The sequence below is a fragment of the Arthrobacter globiformis genome, assembly GCF_030818015.1.
Lineage (GTDB): Bacteria > Actinomycetota > Actinomycetes > Actinomycetales > Micrococcaceae > Arthrobacter > Arthrobacter globiformis_C.
The window spans coordinates 1,313,449-1,339,022 of sequence record NZ_JAUSZX010000001.1; the positions used below are offsets into that span (position 1 = coordinate 1,313,449).

A 25,574-nucleotide genomic window follows, 5' to 3' on the forward strand; every position below is an offset into this window, starting at 1 on the left:
TGGTGTGAAGGGTAGGCATGGATCGAGTGAGTCTTGATCAGATAGACCAGAGGATTCTTGCGGAGCTAACGAAGAACGCTCGGATGAGCCACGCGGAGCTGGCGACCAAAGTCCTGCTGTCGAGGAATGCCGTGCGCCAACGGATCGAACGGATGGAACGGCAAGGCTACATTCAGGGGTACACGATCGTTGCCGGCCCACCGGGGCAGGGGCCGGTGTCCGCCTTCCTGATGGTTTACAGGAAGGACCGGGTGCGGGGGTCGGACGTCATCACCGAACTGCGGTCGATTCCTGAAGTGGTTTTGTGTGATGTCGTGAGCGGCGACTTTGACCTGCTGGTGAGGGTCGAGGCCAGGTCGCTGGAGAGGGTTCAGGAGATCTGGGAGCAGATTGCGGCCATTCCCGGCGTCACGGACACGGTGACGGCCATGACCCTGTCAAGTTACATCAGGCGGGGCCCCGGAGGTGCCCGCGGCCCATCCGGTTCCATCAGTTCCTGATGCAGATGACCTTTGGCTGGGTCATCTCCTCATACGCGAAATGGACGCCCTCCCTGCCCATGCTTCCGTACTTGGCCCCGCCGAACGGCATGCCGTCGAAGCGGTAATCAGAGGAGTCGTTGATCATGACGCCGCCTGCTTCGAGCTGTTGGGCTGCCTCCATGGCCCGGGCCAGGGAGTCGGTGAAGATGCCCGCATGAAGACTGAACTCGATGGCGTTAGCGACTTCGATGGCCTCTTCGAACGTGCTGAACTGGCGGAACATGACCACGGGCCCGAAAACCTCCTGCTTCCACAGCCGGCTGTCCGTCGGGACCGCTTCCAGGACGGTCGGGTGAAGCACATTGCCGTCCGTGACATTGCCTGAAAGAAGGACAGCGCCGGCTCCGAGGGCCTCGTCCAGCTTGGCTTGGAGCTCATGCAGGGCGGCTGGGCTGATCATGGGCCCGACGTCCGTCCGTTCATCTGAAGGATCTCCGGCAACCAACTTGGCCGCCACCTCCAGGAAGCGCCGACGGAACGCGCCGTACACCGGTGCGGCTATGAGAATCCGCTGCACCCCCACACAGTTCTGGCCGGCGGCCCAAAATGCTCCGGAGACGCAGGATTCCACTGCATTTCCGATGTCGGCATCGTCCAGGACGATCACGGGTGCGTTTCCGCCGAGATCCATGGACAGCTTCTTCAAGCCGGCTGTGCGGGCGATGCTCTCACCCGTGCAGAACCCCCCGGTGAAGGACACCATTCGTACGTCCCGGGACCTGATGATTGTCTCGGCCACTTCCCGGCCGCCGTGGACAATGGTGAGGGCCTCCGGAGGGAGCCCTGAGCTCACGAGAGCGTCCACGAGCAGCTGGGCTGACAGCGGCGTCAGCACAGAGGGTTTGAGAATCACGGCGTTTCCTCCGGCGATTGCCGGGCCGACTTTGTGCGCCACCAGGTTGAGGGGGTCGTTGAATGGGGTGATCGCGGCAATGATGCCCAGTGGTTCGCGCGAGTACCACCCGGTGCGGTCCTCTGAGCCTTCATAGGAGTCGAAGGGGATGACTTCGCCTGCGTTCCGGCGCGCTTCGGCAGCGGACAGGCGGAGCGTGTTGACCGCGCGCAGCACTTCCTTCCGTGCCTGGCGGATCGTTTTCCCGGCCTCGGACACTATCGTCAGTGCGAACTCCTCGCTGCGCTGCTCGATCTGCATTGCGGCACCGTCCAGGATCTTCCCGCGTGCGCCGCGGGACAGGGCACGTGCCTTCCGGGCGCCGGTGCGGGCCGTTTCGATCACGGCTTTGCCGGCGGTGGCTTCGGTCAGCGAAACCGCACCGACCACCCTGCCGTCGTAGGGGCTCGTCACGTCATGGAACTGTGGCAGGGCGGTTTCTGTCGAACACAGTGTGGATTCAGGCATTTGCGGATGCCTCCGCCCTGGCCGCGTGCATGGCGATGATGTCAGAGAGCAGCGCGTAGGCGGTCTCCACGCGCCCGGCTCCCGGTCCGGAGATGGTTACTGCGCCCAGAAGATCGGTCTCGAAGGACACGGCATTGGTCGCGCCGGAAACCCCGGCCAGCCCGTGATCAAGGGGAAGCGCTACGGGGGATACGCCTGCGGTCACGGACCCGTCCGGATTCCGCCGTGCCGCGCCCACGAGCTTCCAGCGACGCCCCTCGCGGGCTGCCTTCCGAATGTCTTTCGGCGTCACGGTCGACATCCCCTGCCGATGGACGTCCTTGAGCTCTATGCCCGCGTCCAGCAGTTCGTTGGCGAGGATGAGGACCTTGAGCTGAACGTCGTAGCCCTCGATGTCAGCTGCGGGGTTTGCTTCGGCGTAGCCGAGCTCCTGCGCCTCCCTGATGGCCGCGTCGAAGTCCAGGCCGGCTTCCATCCGCCCGAGCACATAGTTGCTGGTGCCGTTGAGAATGCCTTCGAAGCCGTTCAGTTTCAGCCCCGCGAACGTCTTCTTGGCCAGGCGGATGACGGGAGTGCCGCTCATGACGGTGCCCTCGAACTCGAAGTGCACGCCGTTCTGTTCGGCAAGGGAGCTCAGCTCGGCGCCGCGGAGGGCAACCGGGCCCTTGTTTGTGGTGCAGACGCTCTTGCCGGATTCGAGTGCCCAGCGCACATGTGAAACTGCCGGCTCGCCGTCGTCGGGATTAGTGAAGGTGGCCTCGCAGATAATGTCCGCTGTGCAGTGGCGGATCACGGATTCGTTGTTGGTGTCGGCGGATCCGCCGTACGCTGCGAAGGTTTCATGTCCGCCGCCCAGTTTGAGGACAACGGAGAGGTCCACGCCTTCGGGCTGGACCAGGGATCCGAGACGCAGGTCGGTGATGGCCACGACCCGCAGGCCGAAGCCCAGTTCCGAACGAAGTCTCTCGCCACGCGTAGCGATCAGTTCTGCCAGCGTCCTGTTGACGCCGCCGAAGCCGATCAGCGCAATGTCGTAGGTGGTCATGGTGCTCCTTCAGTCAGTTACATCGGTCCTCCAATGCTGACCGCATTCCATGTCCGTCAGCGCATGTGATTGTGACCGAAAAGCAGGGCGAACTGACCATCCGGCTGCCGATTCGTCATTACGCCGGAACGTAACTTACGTTCAACATAGACATGTAGAGATGTTCTTGATGACCAAAACCGCCCTTTCGTGTTACTTTCATCACTGTCGCTACTGCGCAGCTCGAGTCGGCTTGACCCCACGCCGGGCCACGTGCGCATCCTTCGCATCAGACCTGCCACTCACCTGGGAGAAACCATGGAACCGTCATTACCTGTCCAGCTAGAACCGCAGCCCACTATTCCGCCGTCGACCGATTCGGGCCTCCGGCGGTCCATGGGGGCGCGGCATCTGGTCATGATCGCCATGGGTGGGGTTATCGGCTCCGGGCTCTTCCTGAGCTCGGGGTACACCATTTCCCAGGCCGGGCCGCTCGGGGCGGTCATCGCGTATCTCATTGGCGCCTTTGTTGTGTACCTGGTGATGGCCTGCCTGGGTGAACTTGCCATCGCCTATCCCGTCTCAGGGGCCTTCCACATCTACGCGGCGAGGTCGATCGGGCCGGCCACCGGCTTCACCACCGCCTGGCTCTACTGGCTCTGCTGGGCGGTGGCCATCGGATCGGAGTTCACGGCTTCCGGTCTCCTGATGCAGCGTTGGTTCCCAGGTGTTGACGTCTGGGTCTGGTGCGTTATCTTCGCCTCGGTCCTCTTCGGCTTCAATGCGATTTCCTCGAAATTCTTCGGCGAATCCGAGTTCTGGTTTGCCATCGTCAAGGTCGGCGCCATCGTGGTTCTTATCGTTTTCGGCGGCGCGGCGCTGTTCGGCTTCCACCCGCTCAGCGAGGCGGCCAACCATCCCAGCATGTTTGAAAACTTCAACACTTCCGGCGGCCTCTTCCCCAACGGCTTCACCGGTGTCCTGGTCACAGCGCTTGCTGTGTTCTACGCCTTCTCCGGTTCAGAGCTCATCGGTGTGGCGGCGGGCGAAACCGCTGACCCGGCCACCAGCATCCCCAAAGCGATGCGCAGCACCGTCATCCGTCTGCTGATCTTCTTCGTCGGGGCAATCGCCGTCATCGCCGCAACCATCCCCTTCGAACAGGTCGGGCTGGACGAAAGCCCGTTCGTGACGGTCTTCTCATCCATCGGCATTCCTTATGCCGCCGACATCATGAACTTCGTCATCATCACCGCACTCCTCTCAGCCGGTAACAGCGGCCTGTTCTCCTGCGCGCGGATGCTTTACTCCCTTGCCGACGAGGGGCACGCGCCCCGGGCGCTGAAGAAGCTGACCCGACGCGGTATCCCCATGACTGCACTCTCCGTCAGCATGCTCGGTGGTCTGGCATCCCTCATCAGCAGCGTCGTTGCACCTGAAACGGTATATCTGGCTCTCGTATCGGTGGCAGGTTTCGCCGTCGTCGGGGTCTGGATGTCCATCACCGCCTCGCATTTCTTCCACAGGAGATCCTTCGTCAAAAACGGCGGTGATGTCGCTGCGCTTCCCTACAAGGCCCCGCTGTTCCCGCTGGTGCCGATCCTGGCCTTCTCGCTCTGTCTCATCTCGCTCATCGGCATCGCCTATGACCCGAACCAGGTAGCAGCGCTCTATTTCGGATTCACTTTCGTTGGCGCCTGCTACGCCTTCTTCTACTTCAAGTACGGACGCAAGGCGCGCGCAGGGAAAGCGCGCCCCGGTCAGCTGTGAGGACGTGTGAGAATAGGCGTAGTTACAGGCGGAAGGAGCGCGGAGCATGGATTCTTCCTCGGAAGCGTCATCCATGGCCCAAGGCCTTCGGATAGTTCGGCTGGTCGCAGACCGGGAAAAGTGGGGAAGGCGGCTATTCGGCGTTTCCCAGATCGCATCCGAGCTGGAGATGGACCAAAGCCGTGTCTCCCGGTTGACTCAGGAATTGTGTGAGCTGGGGCTGCTGGAACGCGTCGAACGCGGGCCATTCCGGACCGGTCCACGTTTTTTTAGCCTGGCTGCCGCTTTGAATACCGGCTGGGTCCGCGAATCGAGAACCGAACTTGAGGCTTTGGTGGCCTCGTTCGGCCTTAGATCCAGACTTTCCGTACGAGAGGGCTTCCGCGTCATTCTCCTGCGGACCTCCAGCAATGACGCGGTTCCCGGCGGCTTCGTGAAACCCGGCATGGTGACACCCGTGTGGTGCACCGGGTCCGGCCGGGCCCTGCTGTGGGGCGAGGAGCAGCCGGCCGTTGAGGCCCTTCTTGCGGACGTCAATTTCATTGGCGTGGGCGGTCCGGGGGCCGCCCATTCGCCGCAGGAAGTTGTCGAATTGATGGACCGGGACCGTGCGCGGGGCTTCATTGTCGCGGAGGAAGAGTTCGAGCATGGAGTCTACGAACTGGCGGTTCCGGTCCGCACCGCCGACGGTTCCGTTCTTGCAGCGCTCAGTGTCCTGGGCAGCCGGGCCGAGATCATGTCCGGCGCAGATGACGTTGCAAAGGCCCTGTGGGAAGCAGCCCAACGGCTGGCGTCGTGCCAGGGCGGCACGCGGAACAGTGCTGGCCGGAAGGGTCTTGCCAGCTAAGGCACGTTCTTCGGCGGGACCTGACCCAGCATGGACTCAAGCCACCCTCCCCAGGACACGAGGGCCGTGGCGCAGGCCTCCAGCCTCGGCTGCAGGCGCGTCTTGGCGCCTACGACCTGCAGCGCTGCCACCACGTCGCCCTTGAAGTCCTTAATCGGAACGGCCAGGGAATACAGCCCGGGCTCGGCTTCCTCGTCCACGATGGAGTATCCCCGCGCCCGGGCCGCGCGTAGTCGTGACAGGAAGTCCTCCGCGTCAACGGGTGTATTGGGGCCATGACGCACGAATGCGACCCCGGAGAAAAGGGTCCGGACCTCGTCGTCGGACGCTTCCCACAGCAGTGCCTGGCCGGCATCACTGCAGTAGGCCGGATACGGCCGGCCCAGCCATGAACCGATCATGTTGCTACTTGCCGGAATATGCTCACCGATGGTGACGGTGCTGTCTCCGCTCAGAATTCCAAGGAAGCATCCCTCATCAGTTTCACGGGCCAAGCCTGTCAGCGCCGTGGCGCCGTCAGTCTGCAACCGTTGTTCGGATAACAGTTGCGCGTCCGTCAGGAGCGACCAGTCGACGGCGTAGGTGCGGTGGTCTTTGCGGACCAGAAACCCCTCCTGCTGGGCCGTCCGCAGGCTGCGGGCTACCTGGCTGCGGTCCTTGCCCAAGTCGGTTGCTATATCAGCGACCGTTCCGCCAGGCAGGCCTTCTGCGTTGCGGGAGCCCACCGCTAGGACAGCCATAATTCCCCGGCCCATGCTGGATGTCTTAGACATGGGTCCGATTCTAGTCACTGGAGGAACGCCTCCTAGTGGATAGCGAAGACCCGGGCAGGAAAACCGCTGCCCCGCAGTGGCTTGGGCCAGCTGGCAATGAGGGCAGCGCCCGCTTCTGGAAGTCCGTCCAGGTTCGCCATCAGCTCGATCTGCCACCGGTTCTGCGCCAGGACGTAGGTCTCCAGCGTGAAATCCTGGCGGGATGTGGCCAGTCCCGGGTCTGTGTCCGTCTGCTCATGACCGACGGCGGTAACCGACCGCTCCTCAATCAGGAAGGAGAGGACTTCCTGCGACCAGCCAGGTGTGTGGCTGACACCGTGATCGTCCCTGTTCGCCATGGCAGCGGCGTCAGGCCAACGGTCACTCCAGCCTGTCCGCAATGCCACAAAGGCCCCGGGTGGGATGGCGCCATTGCGGTGTTCCCAGGCCTGGACGTCCTCCATCTGGGCAGTGGCGTCCGCATTAGCGTTGACGCGCTCGGTGATGTCGAGGACGACCAGCGGAAGGACCATCTCCTCCACGGGAATCTGGTCCAGGGTCCTTCCCCCTGAGATGAAATGCGAGGGAGGATCAACGTGTGTTCCCCATTGTCCGATGATCGAGTAGCGGTGGGCGGTGAAACCGTCACCTTTCTCCAGATCGAAGACGGGCTCCCTTATTTCGTCGGGGAATGCCGGGAAGTGTGGCTGGCCGGGGTGGAAGGCGTGCGTCAGGTCAGTGAATGATCTGCCGGCAAACAGCGTCTGCAGGCCGTCCCAAAGGGCGGTTGTGGTGACTTCAGTCATGACGTGGCCTGGCTTTCAACGAATGCCGGAAGGGCAGTGTTGGAAACGCCGATTGGCCCTGTCAGCTCAATGACGGGCACCTCCCAAGGGTGGATATCCACGATGTGCTGCAGGAGGCGTTGCACGGCAGCGTCGTCGAGCGCAGCATCGAAATACGTCGTCAAGACCAGGGTCGGGGAAATTGTCTGCTGACCAACCTGCCCCAACGTAGGGTTGGCACCCTCAGTGCAGGTGAACCCCTCGAAACCCAAACCGGATTCGAAGACATGCCGGTAGTTGCCAAAGTCCCCGAGGTCAGGGGATTCCGCGACAGCGTCGAGCAGGGCCGCAATGCCCGCTTCGTCTTTGAACGCGTCTGCGTCGCCGCTGGCGAGCCGTGAGAAGGTTTCCGAAGCTACGGGCCAATGCACACGCAGCTTGCGTACGGGTTTCATTTCAATCTTCAAGGGAGGCCTCCTGGGCGGTTCGCAAGGGTGTCTTCTGCCATCGTGGCATGGTGTGATGATCATTACAAGCATTGAAAGATGCTTATTATGAACATAGCCAGGATGCACAACACGTGTACCCCGGCACCTCGTGCCCGACAGGCATGGACGAACGAACCGCTTGGAGCCCGAACAATGCCCAGTAATACCAAGCTCTCCCGCATGCTTGATGCCGGAGCGAACCTGACCGTGGACGGCGCACTTGCCACGGAGCTGGAAGCGCACGGCTGCGATCTTGACGACCCCTTGTGGTCGGCCAAAGTCCTCGTGGAACAGCCGCAGCTCGTCAAAAGTGTTCACCGCGATTACTTCCGCGCCGGAGCCGCGGTGGCGATCACGGCGAGCTATCAGGCAACACCCCAGGGATTTGCGCGTCGCGGCATTGGCGAAGAAGAGGCCCTGGAACTGGTGGCATTGAGTGTGCGCCTGGCTGACGAGGCGCGCCGCGAGCATCTGGCCGAAAACCCCGGTGCGGGCCCCCTGCTGGTTGCAGGATCGGTCGGTCCCTACGGCGCTTACCTCGCTGACGGATCGGAATACCGGGGAGACTACTTCCTCAGCCGGAAGGAGTTCCTGGAGTTCCACCGGCCGCGGATTGCCGCGCTGGTGGACGCCGGCGCGGACTTCCTTGCCTGTGAGACGCTGCCGTCCCTGCCGGAGGCGGAGGCCCTGGTGGCGCTCATGAAAGAGTTCGACGTCGAAGGCTGGCTCTCCTTCACGCTGCGGGACGGAGGGCACATCAGCGACGGCACGCCGCTGGCTCAGGTAGCAAAGCTCGGCAGGGCGCAGCCGTCCGTTGTGGCCATTGGCGTGAACTGTGTGCCGCTGGAGCTGGTTGCCCCATCCCTGGGTGCTCTGGGCAAAGCCACGGACATGCCCCTGATCGCGTATCCAAATTCCGGCGAAATCTATGACGCCGTCAGTAAAACATGGGGGCCGGCCACGGCCATCGAGGGACCGGGCAGTAAGCACACCGCAAGCTTGACCGAAGGAACCGCCGTCTGGCGTGAACTTGGTGCCCGGCTCATCGGCGGGTGCTGCCGGACGAGCCCCGAGGACATCGCCGCCGTGGCCAGGCTTACGGGAAATCCCTGACGGCGGTTCCATCCCGCCACGGCCAGGCCTGCCAACGGCAGCCCCTGGTCCTCAAGAAGGGTTCATACTCCTGGCTGCCTTAGCAGGCAGGCACCCCCGAATCCACGGGTCCGTCGCTCGGCCGGATCCAGAGGTTGTTGATCACCTTGTACCAGACGTTGCCGGTGGTCCCGGTGGGCTTGCCGGTCGCTCCGTCGTAGATGGTGTACGAGGCACCGGTGGTCACGCACTGGACCTGGACCCGGGTGCCCTGCGCCACGAACGTTCCGCCGCCCGCGGCGCAGTTCGGCGCCGTGTCCGGGGCGGAGGTGCCGTTTGTGGGCCATTCGCAGGTACCGGGACTCGCCGAGCCGTTGTCCACCACGAGGTACTTCGCCGGAGCCGTCCGCCCGGTTGCCGAGACGGCGGTCCTCTGGCCGAGGTCGTCCACGGTCGTGACCGTGATGGAGATGGATTGGTCATAGCCGTTGCCGGTGGTGACGGATCCGCCGCCGGCACCCAGCGTGCCCGACTTCCCGTCCGATGACTGGTACTCCAGGGACACAACGCGGCGGCCGTTGTTGACCACCGCTCCGACGTCGAACCTCACTGTGGTGGTGACGGTCACGGGGTTAATGCTCGCGGCGTGCGGCTTGCCGTATGGCGCCACCGGGCTGGAGTTGGTGACCGGCCCCTCATAGGTGGCACCATCCATGCTGTTCACGGCGCGCACCCCAATCGTGTAGTTGCCGTTGTTGGGCACACCGGTCCGGATGACCTTGTCCGGCGGCACGGCCAGGAAGCTGCTTCCGTTGACCTGGTACTGGTAGCTCGGGGTCGCGCCGTTGCCCGCAGCCTCGCCAAAGGACAGTTGCACCGCGTTGTCGAGCGGGTCGGCGCGGACGCCGGGGACCGCCCCTGGCGTGCCGAAAGCCCGGCGGGGGTCCGACGGCGGGCTGGCCGCCGAAGTACCTGCCTTGTTTTTGGCAATGACGGTGAAGGTGTAGTCGCTGGCGGAGTTGCCGACGGTGACAGGCACGCTCCGCTGGCTGCCGGACACAGTGTTGGTGGCTACTACGGATCCTCCCCGGACCGCATTAACGGTGTAGGTGTCAATGGAGGCGCCGTTGTCCGCAGCAGGAGCCCACGACACCATCATGATCGTTTCCGACCCGCCGGAGGTGGAACGGGTGGTGACTGGTTTGCCCGGGGCACCCGGCACGCCGGCCGGGATGCCGCTCGCGGAATAGGCGCTCCATTCCGAGGGGTCCGGTGCCTTGTTCGAGGCCTGGACCCTGACCTGGTAGGGCGTCCCGTTCTGCAGGCCCGTCCAGCGGTAGGACGTTCCGGTGACGCTGCTTGCCCTGACGTTTCCTGCCGGCGGCGCCGGGGAGATCTCCAGGTTGTAGCTCTGCACCGGTGAGCCGGGGCTCCTTGGAGGTACCCAGTTCACTGTGAGCGACTTGTCGCCGGAAACCAGGGTGGGTGCCGCCGGGGGATCAGGTTTCGCATCCGGGCGGGCCGGTGCGGAAGCAGGAGACGGGGCCGAATCTCCCACCTCGTTCATGGCCACCACGGTGAAGGTGTATTCAACGTCGTTGGTCAGGCCGGTGAGCGTGCAAGTGGTGGAGGAGCACGGCTGCGAGAACCCCCCGCTGCCGCTGACCTTGTAACCGGTGATGGCTGCTCCGTTGTTGGCGGGAGGTGACCAGTTGAGGACAACGGTGCGGTCGCGCACCTCCCCGACCGTCGGGGTGGACGGCGCATCCGGCTTGTCCTTGACGGTGAGCCGGATGCGGCCGTCAATTTCGCGTTCCGCGTCCCGCGTCTTGTCCTGGACCCGGTAGCGGACCACCATGGTGCCCACGAACTTTTCGGCGGGCGTCACCGCCACAGTGTCGCCTTCCACCGTTGCCGTGCCCGTCCCGGTTTCGACGGTGGCGCTCAGGATTTTCAGCGGGGTTTCCGGGAACGGGTTGATGTCATTGTCCAGGGCCTGTACCCGCTGGGACTGCCCGGCGCGGGCGCTGGCGATGACGTCATCGTTCGCTGCGGCAAGCGGACGCTTCGACGCGACCACGCGGACGTCCACGGCACCCTTAACAGGTGCGCTGCGCCCGTCCGAGACGGTCACAGGCACAGTCAGCCGGCTCCCTTTGGCCGCGCCGTCAACGGTGGCTTTGAAGACGCTGCCATCAAGGGTGGCTTTGACCCCGGCCGGCGGCGCCCCTTGCAGCGCGAACGTGAGTTTGTCCTTGTCTGCCTCGTCGACGTCGGAAGCCACCTGGCGCAGGTCCAGCGTGGATTCCTCGCCCGTCGCAGCTTCCAAGGTGCTCGACGGGAAAACCGGAGGGTGGTTGCGGGCGGGGTCGGGCAGGACTGTGATGCCGATGGTCAGTACCGCCTTGCGCCCCTCGGGGTCGTCCACGGTCACGCCGTCGGTGACCTCGAGGGAGACGGCTGCCGGGCCCGTGTAGTCGTCGGCGGATGTGAACACAACGGTGGTCGCGTCCTTCACCAGCGGCGCTCCGTTGGATGCCACCGCCTGGACCTTGGAGTCCTGGGTGATGCGGGGGCTCTTGCCGGGACGGACCACCACCAGGTCCCGCAGGTTCAAGGTCAGTTGCTGGCCGCTGACAACTTGCAGTGGCGCCGTGCTCCGCAGCGCGGGCGCCTGCCCTTCGAGGCCGGGCACCAGGATGAATGCCGTTGAGCTGAGCCTATCGATGTCCGTGACGGTGTAGGCAATGATCTGCGGCCGGCTTTCCAGCCGTACGGAGATCTTCCCGGGAGCGGAAATGCTGGCCGTCGGTGCGGCCTCCGGGAAGGTGATCTTCAGTTCGGCGGCCACTCCGTCCGGGTCGTCGTCGTTCTTTAGAACGGGAACTTCGACGACGGTCTTGCCCAGGGTCTCGGCAAACGTGACGCGGTCGTCCCGTGCGATGGGGGCCAGCGTGGCAGCGTCGCTGCGCACCTGGACTTTGAGGGTTCCGACGGCGGTGCCGCCGCGGCCGTCGCTGACCTGGTACCGGACGATCGCCGTCGTGGATCCCGCGGACACCGGCGGAGCGGTGAGCTGCACCCGCCCGTCGATGACCCCTGCCTTCAGTTCCGGGGCAGCGTCCAGCCGGTTGGCTGCGAGGGTGACATTGTCGCCGTCGGGATCGGAGTCATTGGCCAGCACGTCCACTGCCACGTGGCGGCCCGGGAGAACGGTGATGCTGTCCTCGACGGCCACGGGACTCTGGTTGGATCCGGGGGCGGGTGCGATACCTACGGCCACCCGCGCGGTGGATCGCGCCCCGAACCTGTCCTCCACCACGTAGGAGAAGGTGTCCTGTCCGGAGGCGTTCGCCGGTGCCCTGTACTCCACGTAGTTGGCACCCACCACGGCTGTTCCCTTGCGGGGTGCCTGCTCCAGCCCCACCAGGGTGACGGAGTCGCCGTCGGGATCAATGCCGTCCAGGGGAATGGGGATCCTCGTGGTGTTGCCGGCAACCACCCGGCCGGTCACGTGCTGGGGGAGCGGCCTGGAGTTGGTGCCCGCTCCCCGGATGTGGATGGTTACCTGCGCCGAGTCTTCCTGCCCATCCGGGCCGGTGACGGCGTAGATCGCGTGCACCGTTCCTCCTGCTGCGCCTGCCTTGAAGCGCAGCACGTCCCCGGATACGGCCAGGAGGCCCTGGGCGGAGTCGATTCCCTGCACGAGGACCGGCTTGAGCTTCAGCTTGGCGCCATTGGGGTGGGAGTCGTTGGCGAGAACAGCGATGGTGGCGACGTCGTTGGCCCTGACGGTGATTTCGTCCGGGGCCGCGACGGGCGGCAGCAGTTTTGCGGGAGCCGGAATGGGCAGGATGGTTACCTCTCCGGTTGCACTGGCCACACCGTTGGACACGGTGTACGTCAGGGAAGTGGGCGCAGCCAGGCCACGGACGTCGGTAATGCGCAGGATCTGATGATTCACGACGGCGACGGCCACGGCTGAGTTCCGGGGAAGGCCAAGGGATTGGATGACCAGGACGCCCCCGGCTGGATCCGAGTCGTTGGCGAGCGCATCCAGCAGCACTTCGCCGCCCACCGGAAGCAGCGCCAAATCAGCGACGGCGACGGGGTCGCCCCGTTCGGCGCCGGCGGCTTTCACGTCGATCCGTACGAGCCCCTCGGAGCTTTCCGGTCCGTTGGTCACCAGATAGGTGGCGTAATACGTTCCGGGTCTGACCGCGCGGAAGGTGAAGGTCCCCGTCTGGTAGTCGGGAGTGATTTCCTGCTCCGGAGGGCCCGCCACGCGTGTCAGCCGGAGACCTTCGCCGGTGGGGTCGCTGTCGTTTTTCAACGGAGAAACCAGGATGTCCTGGCCGGCGATTCCGGACACGTGGTCTGCGTTGGCTTTCGGCGGAAGGTCGCCCTTGGCACGGACGTCCACCACCACGGTGCCGTCCACCTGGTCCCGTCCGTCGGAGACAGTGATGGCAACTTCCTTTCTGCCCAGGGCGGATCCCACGTCCTGGAACGTCAAAAGGCCGTCCGCCCGGGTCCGCACCTGGTCGCCTTCGCGGGTGGGGCGGGCTCCCAGCAGCAGCAGGTTGTCGCCGTCGGGGTCTGTCCAGTCGGTGAGGATGTTCTGGGAGATGCTTTTGCCCTGCTCCAGGATGATCGTGGGCACCCGTTTTTGCTTCGGCGGCTCGTTGCTGGCGGGGTCCTTCACGGTCAGGGTGACGGCGGCCGTGGCGGTCCCGCCGCGTCCGTCACTGGCCTGGTACTGGAACCGTGAGGTTCCGGTCGCATCGGCCGGCACCCTCACCTGCAGGCCGGTGCCGTTGTAGACGGCCTGCACGCTGCCGACGGCGGGGCTGTCGCCCTGGAGCTGGACAGTGAGGACGTCCCCGTCGGGGTCGGAGTCGTTGTCCAGGACCGGCAGGAGGGTGGTCCGGCCCGGGCGCACGCCGAACTGGTCGTCTTTGGCTGAGGGCGGCCGGTTCTCCTTGGTGCGGTCCGGGAGGGTGTCCACCGGGGTGTCATCTGCGGCAGGGTCGTCCTGGTCCTCAACCTTGTCCGGCGGGGGAATGATCTCGTCCCAGTTGGCTACGAGCCTCATGTCCTCGGTCACCAGCCAGACGTTGCCGGACGTGACGTCGTTGAGGACCACGATGTCCCGGTTCACCCGGAACACCAGATTGGACCGGGCGCTTGCGCCGGGAATGTCAGCGCGGCTGCTATCTGCGGCGTTCGTGCATTCGCGGAGGTATTTTCCTGCCCCGGCCCATGCGGCGTAGACGCAGCCATTGAGATAAACGGGAGTGGCAGGGGTTCCGGAAGTTCCAAGGTCCACCACCGCCGCGGCCGAACCGTCCAGGGGCTGCTTGATCAGGGCCTTCTTGGTGGTGACAGCCACAAAGTCCGCGGCGGGGCCGCTTTGCTGCAGTTTGGCGCCCGCCGCATCGGGCACCTGCACCACCCGGCCGCCGGGAAGAAGAAGTGTTCCGCCGTCGGCGTCGAACAGAACAGGTTTGTCCCCGACGGCGGCGAGCTGGACGTTGTCTTTGTTGCGGATCTGCTCGTATTGTGCGGTGGTGCGGGAATCCACTCCGCCGGTCGCATTGACGCGAAGGGAGGTCACCTCGCCGCGGGCCGGATCCGCGGCGTGAACGACGTCGTCAACTCCTACGGTCGCGACGATTCCTCGGGCGTCACTCACCACGGGTTCCTGTGCATCGAAGTCGATGGAGCCCAGCATGCTGCCCTGCGTCACCCAGAGGCGCCCCGAGCTCGGATCGGCCAGGGCCACCGCTTTTTCCCCGAACGCCGGGACCGCGGTTCCGGGGAGCTGCTGGGGCGGTTCAAGTGTGACGGCGGAAACCTTGACCCTGCCCAGGGAGGCGTTGCCGCGGTCCGACACGAGCACACTGCTGCTGTGTTGGAGGATGTCGAAGTCGGAACTTGCCGCCATGAGGCCGCCGTCGAGCGTTTTCGACTGGAAGTTCAGGTGGCCCACCAGGTTCATGCCGCTATTGGTCACCCACACACCGCCATCGTTGAGGTCGACGTGCGTCGTTTTGAACCCCGGGTGCACGACTGCCGCTACAAGAAGCAGTCCGACTGCCGAAAACGTTGTTGCGGAAGCAAGCACCCGTTGTTTTGCGCGCGCCCATGAGCGAAGCCGCATTTGTCCCCCAGTTTCATCTTTAGCCCCAAGCTAATATACGCGGGCGGAGGGCGGCGCGAAGCGGGGACCGATCCCGTTAGCGCCAACGGCGCCCGGCACGGTGCGGGTGGCGGACGTTTGCAATGCAGTTTTTGGTCCTTGGAACAGGGCTAGCAACAGCTTATTGACAGGCCTTCGGCACTGAGTATCGTCAGCGATATCAGGGCCCTTTCGCCTTGTTTCCCAGTAGTTTAGGCGCCGCGCTCTCGCCGCTTCTGCCTGGCAACGGCGCCACCAAGGAGAGTCCTCAATGTCATGGGAAATGTCCGGAACATATGTTGCGAACTGCAACTGCCAGCTGATTTGTCCGTGCCCGGTGGACAGCCCGCCCACGGGGCCCAACGGGGAATGCCGGGGGTCGGCAGTCTTCCACATCGCCAGCGGCCGGCTTGATGACACCGATCTCGCGGGAGTCGACTTCGCCTTCTGCAACCTCTTCCCGTCCAACCTGACCTCGGGCAACTGGAAGGTAGGCATCGTCCTCGACGAGGGCATCTCCGACGGCCAGGCCTCGGCCTTGGAGCGCATCCTCCACGGTGACGAGGGCGGCCCGTTCGCCGACTTCGCCGCCCTCTACGGCGAGTGGCTCGGCGTCGAGCGCGGAAGCATCAGCTTCTCCGACGGGGACACGCCGTCGGCCTCGGTCACAGGGCACATTAACGTGGCGTTTGAACCCCTTCCCGGCCCCGGCGGGGGAGCCACCACCGTGAAGAACGCGATGTTCGGCTTCGCGCCAGAGTTCCGGATCGGCAAGGGCGCGGGCGGCTCGGACCTGTTCGGCCTCGACTACCAGGCGGTCTACGGCGAGACGGCGGACTTCACCTTCGCCAGCGAGATGGCCGAAGGTGGACCCAAAGGCCGCGCCTGACTCCCGGCAACACGCTCTGCGCGCCATCGATGCGCGCGAGGCCGGGCTGATTGCCGTGCTGCTCATCCTCGCGGGGGTGAGCTGGGTGTTCACCGCCGAGCGGATGAGCGGGATGGACATGGGAGGCTGGACGGACCCGGGGCCGCTGGACTTCTTCCTCACCACGTGGGTGGTGATGTTGGCCGCCATGATGTTTCCGTCGGTGGCGCCGATGGTGACGGCCTATGCCAAGATCAGCCGCCGGCGTCGGGAAACCGGGAGGTACGCCCCGCACGGATCAACCGCGCTGTTCGTAGCCGGGTATCTCCTCTCATGGACGGCGTTCGGGCTGGTGGCGTACGGACTTTACGAGGCGGCGGCACAGCTGGTTCCCGGGGCGTTCGCCGCGGAGCCGGGAGGGCGCTACGCCGCGGCCGGGGTGATCCTGGCGGCTGCGGTGTACCAGTTGACGCCGGCCAAGAACGTCTGCCTCACCAAGTGCCGGACTCCATTGGACTTCATCCTGCACCGCATGCGGACCGGGTACGGCGGGGCACTCCGGATGGGAATGGAGCATGGTGCCTGGTGTGTGGGCTGCTGCTGGGCGCTCATGGTGGCGCTGTTTGCGCTGGGCGTGATGAGCGTCGGATGGATGGCGCTGGTGGGCGCGTTCATTGCCGTGGAGAAGATGCTGCCCTGGAAGCGGCTGGCCAACCGCTCGGTCTCGGCCGCGCTGGTGCTGATCGCGGTGGGAATCGTGCTGGTGCCCGGCGCGGCGCCAGGAATGACGATGTAGGTGTTCATAGTCCGCTTTTAGCGGCATCTCCGCTGGCGTCCGGCACCGGACGCGCCGGACCCCAGGAGCTGAGGAGGGCCAGGCCCGCGGCCATCGCAGCGCTGAGAACCACCGCGCCCAGCCAGAGCGAGACCGGCCAGCGGATGGCGTCCGTCACTGCGAACGCCATGAGCTGGCCCGTCCACAGCAGCGCCGCGATTCCGCCCGTGACCGCTGGCAGCCCCCGGCCCAGCCAGGTTTCCGGAACCCGGGTCAGCAGCAGGTCGACGACGACGGCGGCCACCGTAGTCCCGGCGGCTCCGGTGATCGACGTAGGGCGCAGCCCGATCATCACCACGGGCAGCCAGGCCGCCGCCGCGACCAGGAGGGTGACGATCCCGCGGGCGGGGCGCCGGGCGGCCGAGAGCGTGAAGAGGAACGGCGCCATGATCAGTGCGGTGGTCAGCAGGTAGCTCGCCAGGGTGATGACCACCGGCAGTTCCGCCTGGATGCGGCCGGGCGTGCCCACCGGGATCGGGGTGAATAGGGCCGTCGGTCCCAGCCGGACGAACGCGGAGACGTAGATGAGGAAGAACGCTCCCAGCCCGGTCATGAGAACGACGGCGAACAGCGCCGCCGGGGTCCACGCAAAGTTTCCGGCATGGCTGGCTGCGCGGGCGCTCCGGACCGCGGTGCCCAGGATGAGGAAGAGGCTGAAGCCGAGCAGCAGGTGGGTGGGGCTGACAAGGGCATCCAGCGAGACTTCAATGCCCAGAATCTCGTGCCACAGCAGGTCCAGGCCGCCGGCGACGGCGAACAGGACCACGCCGACGGCGGTCCCGCGGTAACCGGGCGGAACGGCCTGAGCGAGCGGCTGACCGGGCGTCCGGTTGCGCCAGATCACGGCGGCGGTCCACGCCGCCGTCGCCAGCATGCCCGAATAGAGGGCGGCATGCCAGGGGGTGAAGAACGTCTCCAGGCCGGGCAGGTGCAGGTGCGCCCAGCCGTCCAGGAACACGGCAAGCAGCAGCCACAGGCCCAGGAGTTCGGTGACCAGGTCGCGGCGGCTGTCTGTGCTGGTGTTGCGCGCAGTTTCGAGCATCGTTGCCCACTTCCACGGAGCCTTCCGGTGAGGGGATGGTACTGCCGTGGCTGGGCAGGAACAAGGGAAGGGTGGTCACGGACTTCGTCAGTTTTGTTTTTTCCCTAGATAATCGATTCTTAATACGATAGTGTTTTCTTAGTCGCAGGCCCGCATCGACGGGTCTGAAGGAGCCGTGTAACGAGTAGGAGACAAGGATGTCTTGGGGATTGATCAGCGCCATGGGCCACGTAAGTATTCAGACGACGGACCTCGGGAAGTCGGTTTTTGATGCAACTCAGATCCTTGGACTGCGCGAAACGGAGCGGACCTCAGCTGCCGTGTACCTCGCTGCGGGCAATGTCCACCACGAACTCGTCTACGTTGAATCCGACGTCAACGGCGTGGATGGCTTTGGCCTGGTCGCCTCCAATGGCGACGCGCTGCGCGAGATCCGGCGCCGCGTGGAGGATGAAAACTTCATTATCGTCAGCAACAAACCTCGCGGTGTCGGTATTGAGGACGGCTTCTCCTTCATTGGGCCCGAAGGTTTCGTGTTCGAAATCTATGTCGGGATGCAGGAGGACACTGCTCTCCAGCAGTCCTTCGGCCCCGACCGTTACGGGCATGTCAACTTCCACCCCCGGGACGTCGGCGGCATGATGCGGTTCCTGCATCGCGTACTGGACTTCCGCCTCTCCGACGTAATCGGCGACGACTTTGCCTACTTCATGCGCTGCAACCCTGATCACCACGGCATCGCCCTGGTCCGCGGCGAAGGAACCCTGCACCACCATGCCTGGCAGACACAAAGCATTGCGGACCTCGGCAAGCTCGGTGACCGACTGAACAAATTGGGCCGGGAGCTGATCTGGGGCCCGGTCCGTCACGGGGCCGGGCACAACATCGCCGCGTACTACGTGGAAACCTCCGGGGCTGTCGTCGAGCTTTACACGGATCTGGAACAGATCTACGACGACGCCCGTCCTCCAGTCGTTTGGGGCGAGGACGAGAACTGGTACAACATGTGGGGCGCATACCGCCCCGTGGACTTCCGCAGGTTCGGGCTCGCCCCCGTTGACCGCCGGTCCCTCAGCAGCCTCCACCGCTGAGGCACGTCGCAAACTTCCATGTCCCGGACCCGTCGGCGCCGATTAAACTTTTTCGACACGGTTATGCTTAATCGATTGTTCTTCTCCTGTGATCTGCGTCATGCTTACAAGAGTGAATGAAGGGTCGCTTCGGGACGTGACCACCAATGCTGTCGGTCACCGAACTCTCACAGCTTTCGAAAAGAGATCATGTTGAACCCGAAAACCGCCCAGGGAAGAAGTCGTAAGCCGGTGGACCTGCCGTCGGGCACGAAGTCACCCGCTGCTGACTCCCTGAACACCAAGGACATGCGCCGGATCCTAGGCTCCAGCCTCATCGGCAGCATCATCGAGTACTACGACTTCATCCTTTACGCCACGGCTGCGTCCCTGGTGTTTGATCGCGTTTTCTTTGCCAATCTCGGTCCCGGCCTCTCCCTGTTTGCCTCCTTCGCAACGCTAGCGGCGGGATACGTCGCCCGGCCGCTGGGCGGCATCATTTTCGGCCACTATGGTGACCGGTTGGGCCGGAAGAAAATGCTGGTGCTGTCAATGCTCCTGATGGGCGGCGCCACTGTCCTGATCGGGCTCCTGCCCACCACGGCACAGATAGGTGCTGCGGCCCCGATTGTGCTGGTCCTCCTGCGCATCATCCAGGGCATTTCCGTCGGCGGGGAGTGGGGCGGCGCCACGTTGATGGCACTGGAACACGCCCCGGCGAAAAAGCGCGGCCTCGCCGCAGCCTTCGCCAACGCCGGCGGACCGGCCGGCGGGCTGCTGGCCACCCTCGCAGTTTCCGCCGTTTCCGCCCTGACTGGGGACCAATTCCTGGTCTGGGGCTGGCGTATTCCGTTCCTGCTCAGTGCCCTTCTGATCATGATCGGCCTGATCATCCGCCTTCGGGTGGCGGAGACGCCTGTATTCCAGAAGCTCGACGCCGAGGCCGCCAAAATCAAGCACCTACCTTTGATGGAGGTACTCCGCCGGCATCCGCGCGTCGTTCTGATCACGCTCGTGGCAACGCTGGGATTCTATGCGTGCCAGGGACTGCTGACTGTATGGGGCGTCTCGATGGCCGTGGAAAGCGGCGTGGACCGTTCCGGTGTCCTGAACTGGAAGGGAGTCGCCGCCGTGGTGACGGTGGCGGTCTGCTTCTATTCAGCACGACTCAGTGACCGGATCGGCCGGCGCGCTGTCCTCACCGGCGCGGGCGTGGCAGCCATTCTCCTTGCCTTCCCCCTGATAATGCTGCTCACCAACGGAACACTGTGGGGCTTTGCTGTGGCAGTGGTTGTAGGTAATGGACTGGTTCAGGGTGCGCTCGCCGGACCCATCGGCGCCTACATCTCCGAACAATTCCCCACCGGTGTCCGTTACACGGGGGCGTCCCTGTCCTACCAGGGGGCCTCGATGATCGGAGCCGGCTTTACCCCCATGATTGCTACGGGCCTTGTTCTCGCAGCCGGCGGCGGCGTATGGATGGTGGCGGTGTTCTGGATTGTCATCCTGGTGGCCGGTCTTGGCGCAGTGCGCTTGACTCGTGAGGGCTCACGGCTCAGGCTCGACGCCGTCTAGGCGTACTGCGCTAGTAATCCCTGGCTGTCCTGCACCTCAGCGGGATCGCCCTCTGCGTACCATTGTCAGTTTTATTGAATCTATTGCGCTGAAACTTCTCCATTTACGCTGCAAGGCATGCCTGCCATGCTGGAGGCAGCGAGCGCTCGGATGGCGCACATCACGAAAGGAACCAGGCGATGAAGCCTAAGAATCACATGGTCCTCACCACCTTCATGCTGCCGGCGGGGTACCACAAGGACAGCTGGCGGATGGAGGGAAGCCGGGCCGAGGAGCTGGGCAACCTGGACTTCGTGGCAGACCTGACCGCCATGGCCGAGGCCGCGAAGCTGGACGCAGTTTTCTTTGGCGACATCGTCCACGCCAATACGGTCATGCGCGGTGACATCAAGATGAACGGGTTCTATGAGCCGATGACCGTGCTGGCAGCACTGGCCGCCAGGACGAAGAACATCGGCCTGATCGGGACCATGTCCACCTCATTCTCGGAGCCCTACAACCTGGCCCGCCAGCTATGCGGACTGGACCACATGTCCAACGGCAGGGCCGGCTGGAACATCGTGACGTCGTCGGACGGTTTTAGCAATTACGGCGTGGAGGACGTTCCCGACCCGGCAGTGCGTTACCGGCGGGCCACCGAGTTCGTGGACGTTGTGCAGCGGCTCTGGGATAGCTGGTCCGATGACGCCATCATCGTTGACAGGGCCTCCGGTGAGTACGTGGACCGGAGCAAGCTGAAGGCCATCCGGCACAAGGGCGAGTTCTTTGAGGTTGAAGGCCCCATCAACATGCCGCGCTCGCCCCAGGGACGGCCCGTGCTTGTCCAGGCAGGATCCTCGGGCCCAGGCATGGACCTGGGTTCCTCCGTGGCCGACGGAATCTACACGGCCCAGCCGTTCAAGGAACCATCCATAGAGTTCTATACCAAGTTCAAGAACATGGTGGCAGAGAAGGGGCGAAACCCCGACGACGTCAAAATCATTCCGGGCATCCTGCCCATTCTGGGCGACACCGAGAAGGAAGCGCAGGACCTGGCCAACGAGCTGGCCGGCTACGTGCACCTGGGCAACGGCCGCAAGCAGGTGGGTGCTGACCTCAAGATGGACCTTTCCGAACTGGAGTTCGACGAGTCGATCCCGGCCGAGTGGTTTTCCGACGATCCCAGGCTGGGCAGCCGTTACCAGATCTACCGCAGGAAGAGCGTGGAAATGGGCATGACGCTGCGCGAGCTGATCGTGGACCTGGCGCGTTCCACTGGACACCAGTGGATGGCCGGGACTCCCTCCCAGGTGGCTGACCGCATGGTCGACTGGTTCGAGTCGCAGGCCTGCGACGGCTTCAACCTCAATGCCCCCTTCAACCCGGGCGGTTTTAAACTCATCTGCGACAAGCTGGTCCCGGAGCTCCAGGACCGCGGCTACTTCCGCTCCGAGTATGAGGGCACCACGCTGCGTGACAACCTGGGGCTCTCACGCCCGACAGCGTAGCGCCCAGCTCAGAACGGCTCGGCTTAAGACCCGGCCGCGCCAAACCGTTCGACGGCGACGTTCACCCACGCCTGGGCGCGGGCGTTAAGCCGCATGCTCCGCGTCCAGGCCAGCGAAACGGTGGCCTGGGCGCGGGTATGGGCACGCGGCTCCGCAACCCGCTTGAGGACAACCTTCAGCTCTTCATACGGCGCGTCCAGCATGGGCTGCTGGAAGAGCACAGCGACGCCACGGCCGCTCGCCACCAGGGACCGGACCGTTGCGTAGCTGCGTGAGCGGTGCCGGATGTCCGGCGTCAGCCCGGCGTCGCGGTACATTTCCAGGATGCGGGTGGAAATGGGCGGGGCGTCGAAGAAAATCAGCGGACTGGCAGCCACGTCCCGAAGCGAAACCACCTCCGCTTCGCGCAGGGCATGGTCCTTCGGAAGCAGGATGTAAGGCTCCACCGACAGCAGCGGCGCCGTCTTGAGGGCAGGAGAAACATCCATGTCGTAGACGAAGGCGGCGTCGATGGAACCATTGAGCAGGCGCTCCTGAAGATCCTCGTGGTACCCCTCGATGAAGTCCACCTCCACGTGCGGGCACTGGCTCGCAAAGTCGGCGAGCATCGGGGGAATGATGGTGGGCGCCAGAGGCATGAAGCAACCGACGGTCAGTGGCCCGCGGATGTCCGTCCTGTCCCTTTTGGAAAGCGACGCGATCTCGTCCGCGAGATCAAGCAACTGGCGCGCCTGACGGAACACAACGATGCCCGTCGACGTCAGGGTGAGCCCCTTCGACTTGCGCTTGATGCACAGCTGCGCCCCGACAATCCGCTCGAGTTCCGCGATGGACATGGAAATGGCCGACGGCGCCATGTGCAGCCGGCGCGCCGCCTCGCTCATGGTTCCGGTTTCGGCCGCCACCACAAAATGCAGGACCTGGCGCAGGGTGATCGAAGGGTTCAACGTGATATTCATCTTGTCAATTCTACTGACAACCATGTGCGGAAATAGACGATTTACTTGAGCATCTCCGCTTGCCATCATGAAAGAAACGGCTCCCGAGACGGCGCCACAGTTACCGCCGCAGCAGCGGCATCCTTTTCGAAAGTGACGTGAACCCAGTTGGACTCGCAAGCCAGATTCCTTGACCACGCAGAAGCCATTGTCGGTGCCGAGAATGTTGTCCGGGCCACGCCCAAAGAGGGCTACATCGACCCGTATCCGCTGAATCCCGGACGCGCGAAGTGGCCGGGAGTGCGTCCCGCGAACGTGGAGGAGGTCCAGGCCGTCGTCCGGCTTGCCAACCGCGCCGGCGTCCCGCTGTGGTCCTTCTCCAAGGGCAAGAACCTGGGCTACGGGGGACCGGAACCGCGCACACGGGGGATGGTGGCGCTCGACCTGAGCCGTCTCAACAGGATCATCGAGGTGAATGACCACCTCAACTACGCCGTCATCGAGCCCGGGGTCAGCTTCTTTGACCTCTTCGAGCACATTCAGGAAAAGGGACTGAAGCTGTGGATGTCCGTTCCTGCCCTCGGGTGGGGATCCATCCTGGGAAATGCGCTGGACCGCGGTTATGGCATGACGCCGATGGGGGACCACGTGCAGTCCATTTGCGGCATGGAGGTGGTTCTGCCGGACGGTGAGCTGGTCCGCACGGGAATGTGGGGCATGGAGGGAACGGAACTCGGGCCCATCTTCAAAGGCGGCTTCGGCCCCACCCTGGACGGTCTCTTCACCCAGTCCAATCTCGGCATAGTCACCAAGATCGGGCTCTGGCTGATGCCCTGGCCGGACGTGTACGTCAATGGCGATGTTGTGGTGGAACGGGAAGAGGACATGCCCAAGCTGGTGGATATCCTGACCCAACTCCGGCGCGAGGACGTGATCCAGAACAATGCCCTCTGCGGCAACGTGGTGCGGGCGGCCACAATGAACGGGCCGCGGTCACGCTGGTATGAGGGGGAGGGGTCCATTCCGGACGAGCGTCTGGAAGAAATGCGGCAGGAGATGGGCATCGGCCAGTGGAACGCCAAGTTCGCAATCTATGGCGATAAAGGGCTCGCCCAGCGCCGGCTTGAAATCATTCGGGAGCGCTTCGCCGGCCTTGAAGGGTTCACCGTCAAGGCCCGGCTCTACGAAGGTGCTGAAGGCGCGCAGGTGGCCTATGCCGACATTGCCGATCTGGACCGCACCCAGATGGCCGGCGTGCCCACGCTCAAGCCGCTGTCCACGGTGGCGTGGGCGGCGGAAAACGGCGGGCATATCGACGCAGCCCCCATCATTCCCGCCCGCGGGGAGGAAGTGTGGGCGTTCTACCGGGAAGCCAAGGAACTGTACCGCCGGTTCGGCTTCGACCTGTACATCGGCTACCACCTTTACCCGCGCCACATGGTGCACGTGACCATGATCTTCTTCGAAAACGACAACGCGGAGCAGCTGGCGCGCGCACGGGCCCTCTACTCAGCATTGCTGGCGGCTGCCCGCACCCGTGGTTACGCGCCTTACCGAAGCCATGTCGACTACATGGACGTAATCGCCGACGGTTTTGACTACAACAACAACGCCGTCCGCCGGCTCCAGGAGACGCTGAAGGACGCACTGGATCCCAACGGCATCCTCTCGCCCGGAAAGCAGGGGGTCTGGCCGCGGCGGTACCGGGAGGTGGGGGCGAAGGCGCCGGACGGCGTCGCAGCGTCGGCTGTGCCGCGGTAGCGCCCACACGGAAGCAGCTCCCCACTGGTTATGTTTTCTGTGAACCTTGCCACAATCTGTTTATGAAGATATATTTTTAGAACATTATGCATTCTCAATGAGGAGACTCCCGATGGAAAAGCCCACGTTTTACTCCCGGTTCAAGCAGGCTCTGGTGCCGGCTGTTGCCGGATTTGGCCTGCTCTCGCTAGCGGCCTGCGGATCTCCCAGCGAGGCGGCCGCGGGCAGCGAGTCGGGTGGCACGTCCGCCATCAAGGTTGTGGTGGCACCCATCCACTTCGAGACGGCCTACGTCGCTGAGGAGCAGGGCTACTTCAAAGAAGCCGGCCTGAACGTGGAGATCATTCCCGGTGCTGATCCTTCTGCGAACCTGGCGCAGACCGTCAGTGGACAGGCGGACATCACCACGGCGTCGTGGGGTGTCATGACCACCGCCACCGCGAAGGGAATGCCTGTCAGAATCATCTCCGGAAACGGCGTGGTTGACCCGAAAGCGGATAACTCCGGCATCGTCATCCCTAAGAACAGCCCTATCAAGACGGTGGCTGACCTGAAGGGCAAGAACATCGCCGTCAACGGCGTAAACACCGGCGGAGATATCCCGATGCTCCAGGCCGCAAGGGCGGCAGGGATCGACCCGAAATCCCTGACGGAAATCGCCGTACCCTACCCCGGGATGCAGGCCGCCCTCGAGCAAGGCACTGTGGACGCAGCATTCGTCGCGGACAGCTACTACCACCAGCTTGTCGATGCCGGGTTCAAGAGCATTGCCAGCCCGGTCCGCGAATTCCAGGGCAACATGCCGGTGACTGTCTGGGCCGCAACCGAACCCTGGCTCAAGAGCAATCCGGGCACGGCCAAGAAATTCAACGAAGCCATGGAAAAGGCGGCCAAGTTCTACTCGGATCCGGCCAACTCTGCCGCCATCGTGAAAATCTCAGCCCGGGTCAAGCAGGTTGACGCCGCCAAGATCAACCCTAAAGCCTACGTTCCGGTCAACACCGCCATCAACCTCAGGTCCGGACAGGCAGGCATTGACGCGATGGTGGAACTTGGATTCGTAAAGAACCCACTGACTGCGGAGGGCATGCTCTGGACCGGCGCCCCGCGCTTTTCGAAATAGCAGCCGGGCCGGCCAAGAGACCTGACTGGGAGAC

19 protein-coding genes are annotated in these 25,574 nt (G+C 64.1%); 11 read left to right on the top strand and 8 right to left on the bottom strand.

The window, feature by feature from the left end; translation table 11 throughout:
• Window positions 1-17 precede the first annotated feature (17 nt).
• Window positions 18-500 (top strand): Lrp/AsnC family transcriptional regulator, encoded by a 483-nt coding sequence (locus QFZ23_RS06110; RefSeq protein ID WP_306921300.1) that lies wholly within the window; start codon window positions 18-20, stop codon window positions 498-500.
• Here QFZ23_RS06110 and QFZ23_RS06115 read toward each other — a convergent pair.
• Both QFZ23_RS06115 and QFZ23_RS06120 read right to left on the bottom strand, forming a co-directional pair.
• On the bottom strand, window positions 490-1,902 hold the full coding sequence (locus QFZ23_RS06115; protein ID WP_306921302.1) for an aldehyde dehydrogenase family protein: 1,413 nt from the start codon (window positions 1,900-1,902) through the stop codon (window positions 490-492). The genes QFZ23_RS06110 and QFZ23_RS06115 overlap by 11 nt on opposite strands.
• A complete protein-coding gene (locus QFZ23_RS06120) occupies window positions 1,895-2,947 on the bottom strand; it encodes a homoserine dehydrogenase (RefSeq protein ID WP_306921304.1) in 1,053 nt (350 codons plus the stop codon). Before QFZ23_RS06120 ends, QFZ23_RS06115 begins: the two co-directional genes overlap by 8 nt.
• A 297-nt stretch (window positions 2,948-3,244) precedes the next feature.
• Between QFZ23_RS06120 and QFZ23_RS06125 the strand changes: the two genes are divergently transcribed.
• Together QFZ23_RS06125 and QFZ23_RS06130 are read left to right on the top strand one after the other, a co-directional pair.
• Window positions 3,245-4,696, top strand: a complete 1,452-nt coding sequence (locus QFZ23_RS06125) for an amino acid permease (protein WP_306921306.1) — start codon at window positions 3,245-3,247, stop codon at window positions 4,694-4,696.
• Window positions 4,697-4,742: 46 nt separating this feature from the next.
• Window positions 4,743-5,543, top strand: coding sequence for an IclR family transcriptional regulator (locus tag QFZ23_RS06130; protein WP_306921307.1), 801 nt, complete (start codon window positions 4,743-4,745; stop codon window positions 5,541-5,543).
• Here QFZ23_RS06130 and QFZ23_RS06135 read toward each other — a convergent pair.
• The 3 genes from QFZ23_RS06135 to QFZ23_RS06145 are packed head-to-tail and all read right to left on the bottom strand — an operon-like array spanning window position 5,540 to window position 7,547.
• Entirely contained in the window at window positions 5,540-6,316 is a 777-nt protein-coding gene (locus QFZ23_RS06135) for an IclR family transcriptional regulator (protein ID WP_306921309.1), read from the bottom strand. The genes QFZ23_RS06130 and QFZ23_RS06135 overlap by 4 nt on opposite strands.
• 32 nt (window positions 6,317-6,348) lie before the next feature.
• On the bottom strand, window positions 6,349-7,101 hold the full coding sequence (locus QFZ23_RS06140) for a cyclase family protein (RefSeq protein WP_306921311.1): 753 nt from the start codon (window positions 7,099-7,101) through the stop codon (window positions 6,349-6,351).
• Complete coding sequence (locus QFZ23_RS06145) at window positions 7,098-7,547, bottom strand: hypothetical protein (RefSeq protein ID WP_306921312.1); 450 nt, start codon at window positions 7,545-7,547, stop codon at window positions 7,098-7,100. Before QFZ23_RS06145 ends, QFZ23_RS06140 begins: the two co-directional genes overlap by 4 nt.
• A 174-nt stretch (window positions 7,548-7,721) precedes the next feature.
• On the opposite strand from QFZ23_RS06145, the gene mmuM reads away from it, so the two are divergent.
• Window positions 7,722-8,681, top strand: a complete 960-nt coding sequence (gene mmuM / locus QFZ23_RS06150; protein ID WP_306921315.1) for a homocysteine S-methyltransferase — start codon at window positions 7,722-7,724, stop codon at window positions 8,679-8,681.
• 79 nt (window positions 8,682-8,760) lie between these two features.
• Here mmuM and QFZ23_RS06155 read toward each other — a convergent pair whose 3' ends face one another.
• Window positions 8,761-14,676: an Ig-like domain-containing protein gene (locus QFZ23_RS06155; protein WP_306921317.1), complete on the bottom strand. Its 5,916-nt coding sequence runs from the start codon at window positions 14,674-14,676 to the stop codon at window positions 8,761-8,763.
• 436 nt (window positions 14,677-15,112) lie between these two features.
• Between QFZ23_RS06155 and QFZ23_RS06160 the strand changes: the two genes are divergently transcribed.
• A complete protein-coding gene (locus QFZ23_RS06160) occupies window positions 15,113-15,730 on the top strand; it encodes a DUF1326 domain-containing protein (protein WP_306921319.1) in 618 nt (205 codons plus the stop codon).
• On the top strand, window positions 15,708-16,505 hold the full coding sequence (locus tag QFZ23_RS06165; protein ID WP_306921322.1) for a DUF2182 domain-containing protein: 798 nt from the start codon (window positions 15,708-15,710) through the stop codon (window positions 16,503-16,505). The genes QFZ23_RS06160 and QFZ23_RS06165 overlap by 23 nt, the downstream gene beginning before the upstream one ends.
• Window positions 16,506-16,509: 4 nt before the next feature.
• Here QFZ23_RS06165 and QFZ23_RS06170 read toward each other — a convergent pair whose 3' ends face one another.
• A complete protein-coding gene (locus QFZ23_RS06170) occupies window positions 16,510-17,586 on the bottom strand; it encodes a hypothetical protein (RefSeq protein WP_306921324.1) in 1,077 nt (358 codons plus the stop codon).
• Window positions 17,587-17,783: 197 nt separating this feature from the next.
• Here QFZ23_RS06170 and QFZ23_RS06175 point away from each other — a divergent pair, with 197 nt between their 5' ends.
• The 3 genes from QFZ23_RS06175 to QFZ23_RS06185 all read left to right on the top strand — a co-directional run bounded on the left by QFZ23_RS06175 (window position 17,784) and on the right by QFZ23_RS06185 (window position 21,718).
• Entirely contained in the window at window positions 17,784-18,677 is an 894-nt protein-coding gene (locus tag QFZ23_RS06175) for a VOC family protein (RefSeq protein ID WP_306921326.1), read from the top strand.
• A 189-nt stretch (window positions 18,678-18,866) separates the two neighbouring features.
• On the top strand, window positions 18,867-20,231 hold the full coding sequence (locus QFZ23_RS06180; protein ID WP_306921328.1) for an MFS transporter: 1,365 nt from the start codon (window positions 18,867-18,869) through the stop codon (window positions 20,229-20,231).
• 179 nt (window positions 20,232-20,410) lie between these two features.
• Window positions 20,411-21,718, top strand: coding sequence for an NtaA/DmoA family FMN-dependent monooxygenase (locus tag QFZ23_RS06185; RefSeq protein WP_306921329.1), 1,308 nt, complete (start codon window positions 20,411-20,413; stop codon window positions 21,716-21,718).
• A gap of 23 nt (window positions 21,719-21,741) precedes the next feature.
• Here QFZ23_RS06185 and QFZ23_RS06190 read toward each other — a convergent pair whose 3' ends face one another.
• Window positions 21,742-22,677 (bottom strand): LysR family transcriptional regulator, encoded by a 936-nt coding sequence (locus QFZ23_RS06190; RefSeq protein ID WP_306921331.1) that lies wholly within the window; start codon window positions 22,675-22,677, stop codon window positions 21,742-21,744.
• Between the two features lie 147 nt (window positions 22,678-22,824).
• On the opposite strand from QFZ23_RS06190, the gene QFZ23_RS06195 reads away from it, so the two are divergent.
• Both QFZ23_RS06195 and QFZ23_RS06200 read left to right on the top strand, forming a co-directional pair.
• A complete protein-coding gene (locus tag QFZ23_RS06195) occupies window positions 22,825-24,417 on the top strand; it encodes an FAD-binding oxidoreductase (RefSeq protein ID WP_306921332.1) in 1,593 nt (530 codons plus the stop codon).
• A 112-nt stretch (window positions 24,418-24,529) separates the two neighbouring features.
• The gene (locus tag QFZ23_RS06200) at window positions 24,530-25,540 is read left to right on the top strand and encodes an ABC transporter substrate-binding protein (protein ID WP_306921334.1); all 1,011 of its coding nucleotides are present in this window, start codon (window positions 24,530-24,532) and stop codon (window positions 25,538-25,540) included.
• Window positions 25,541-25,574 lie beyond the last annotated feature (34 nt).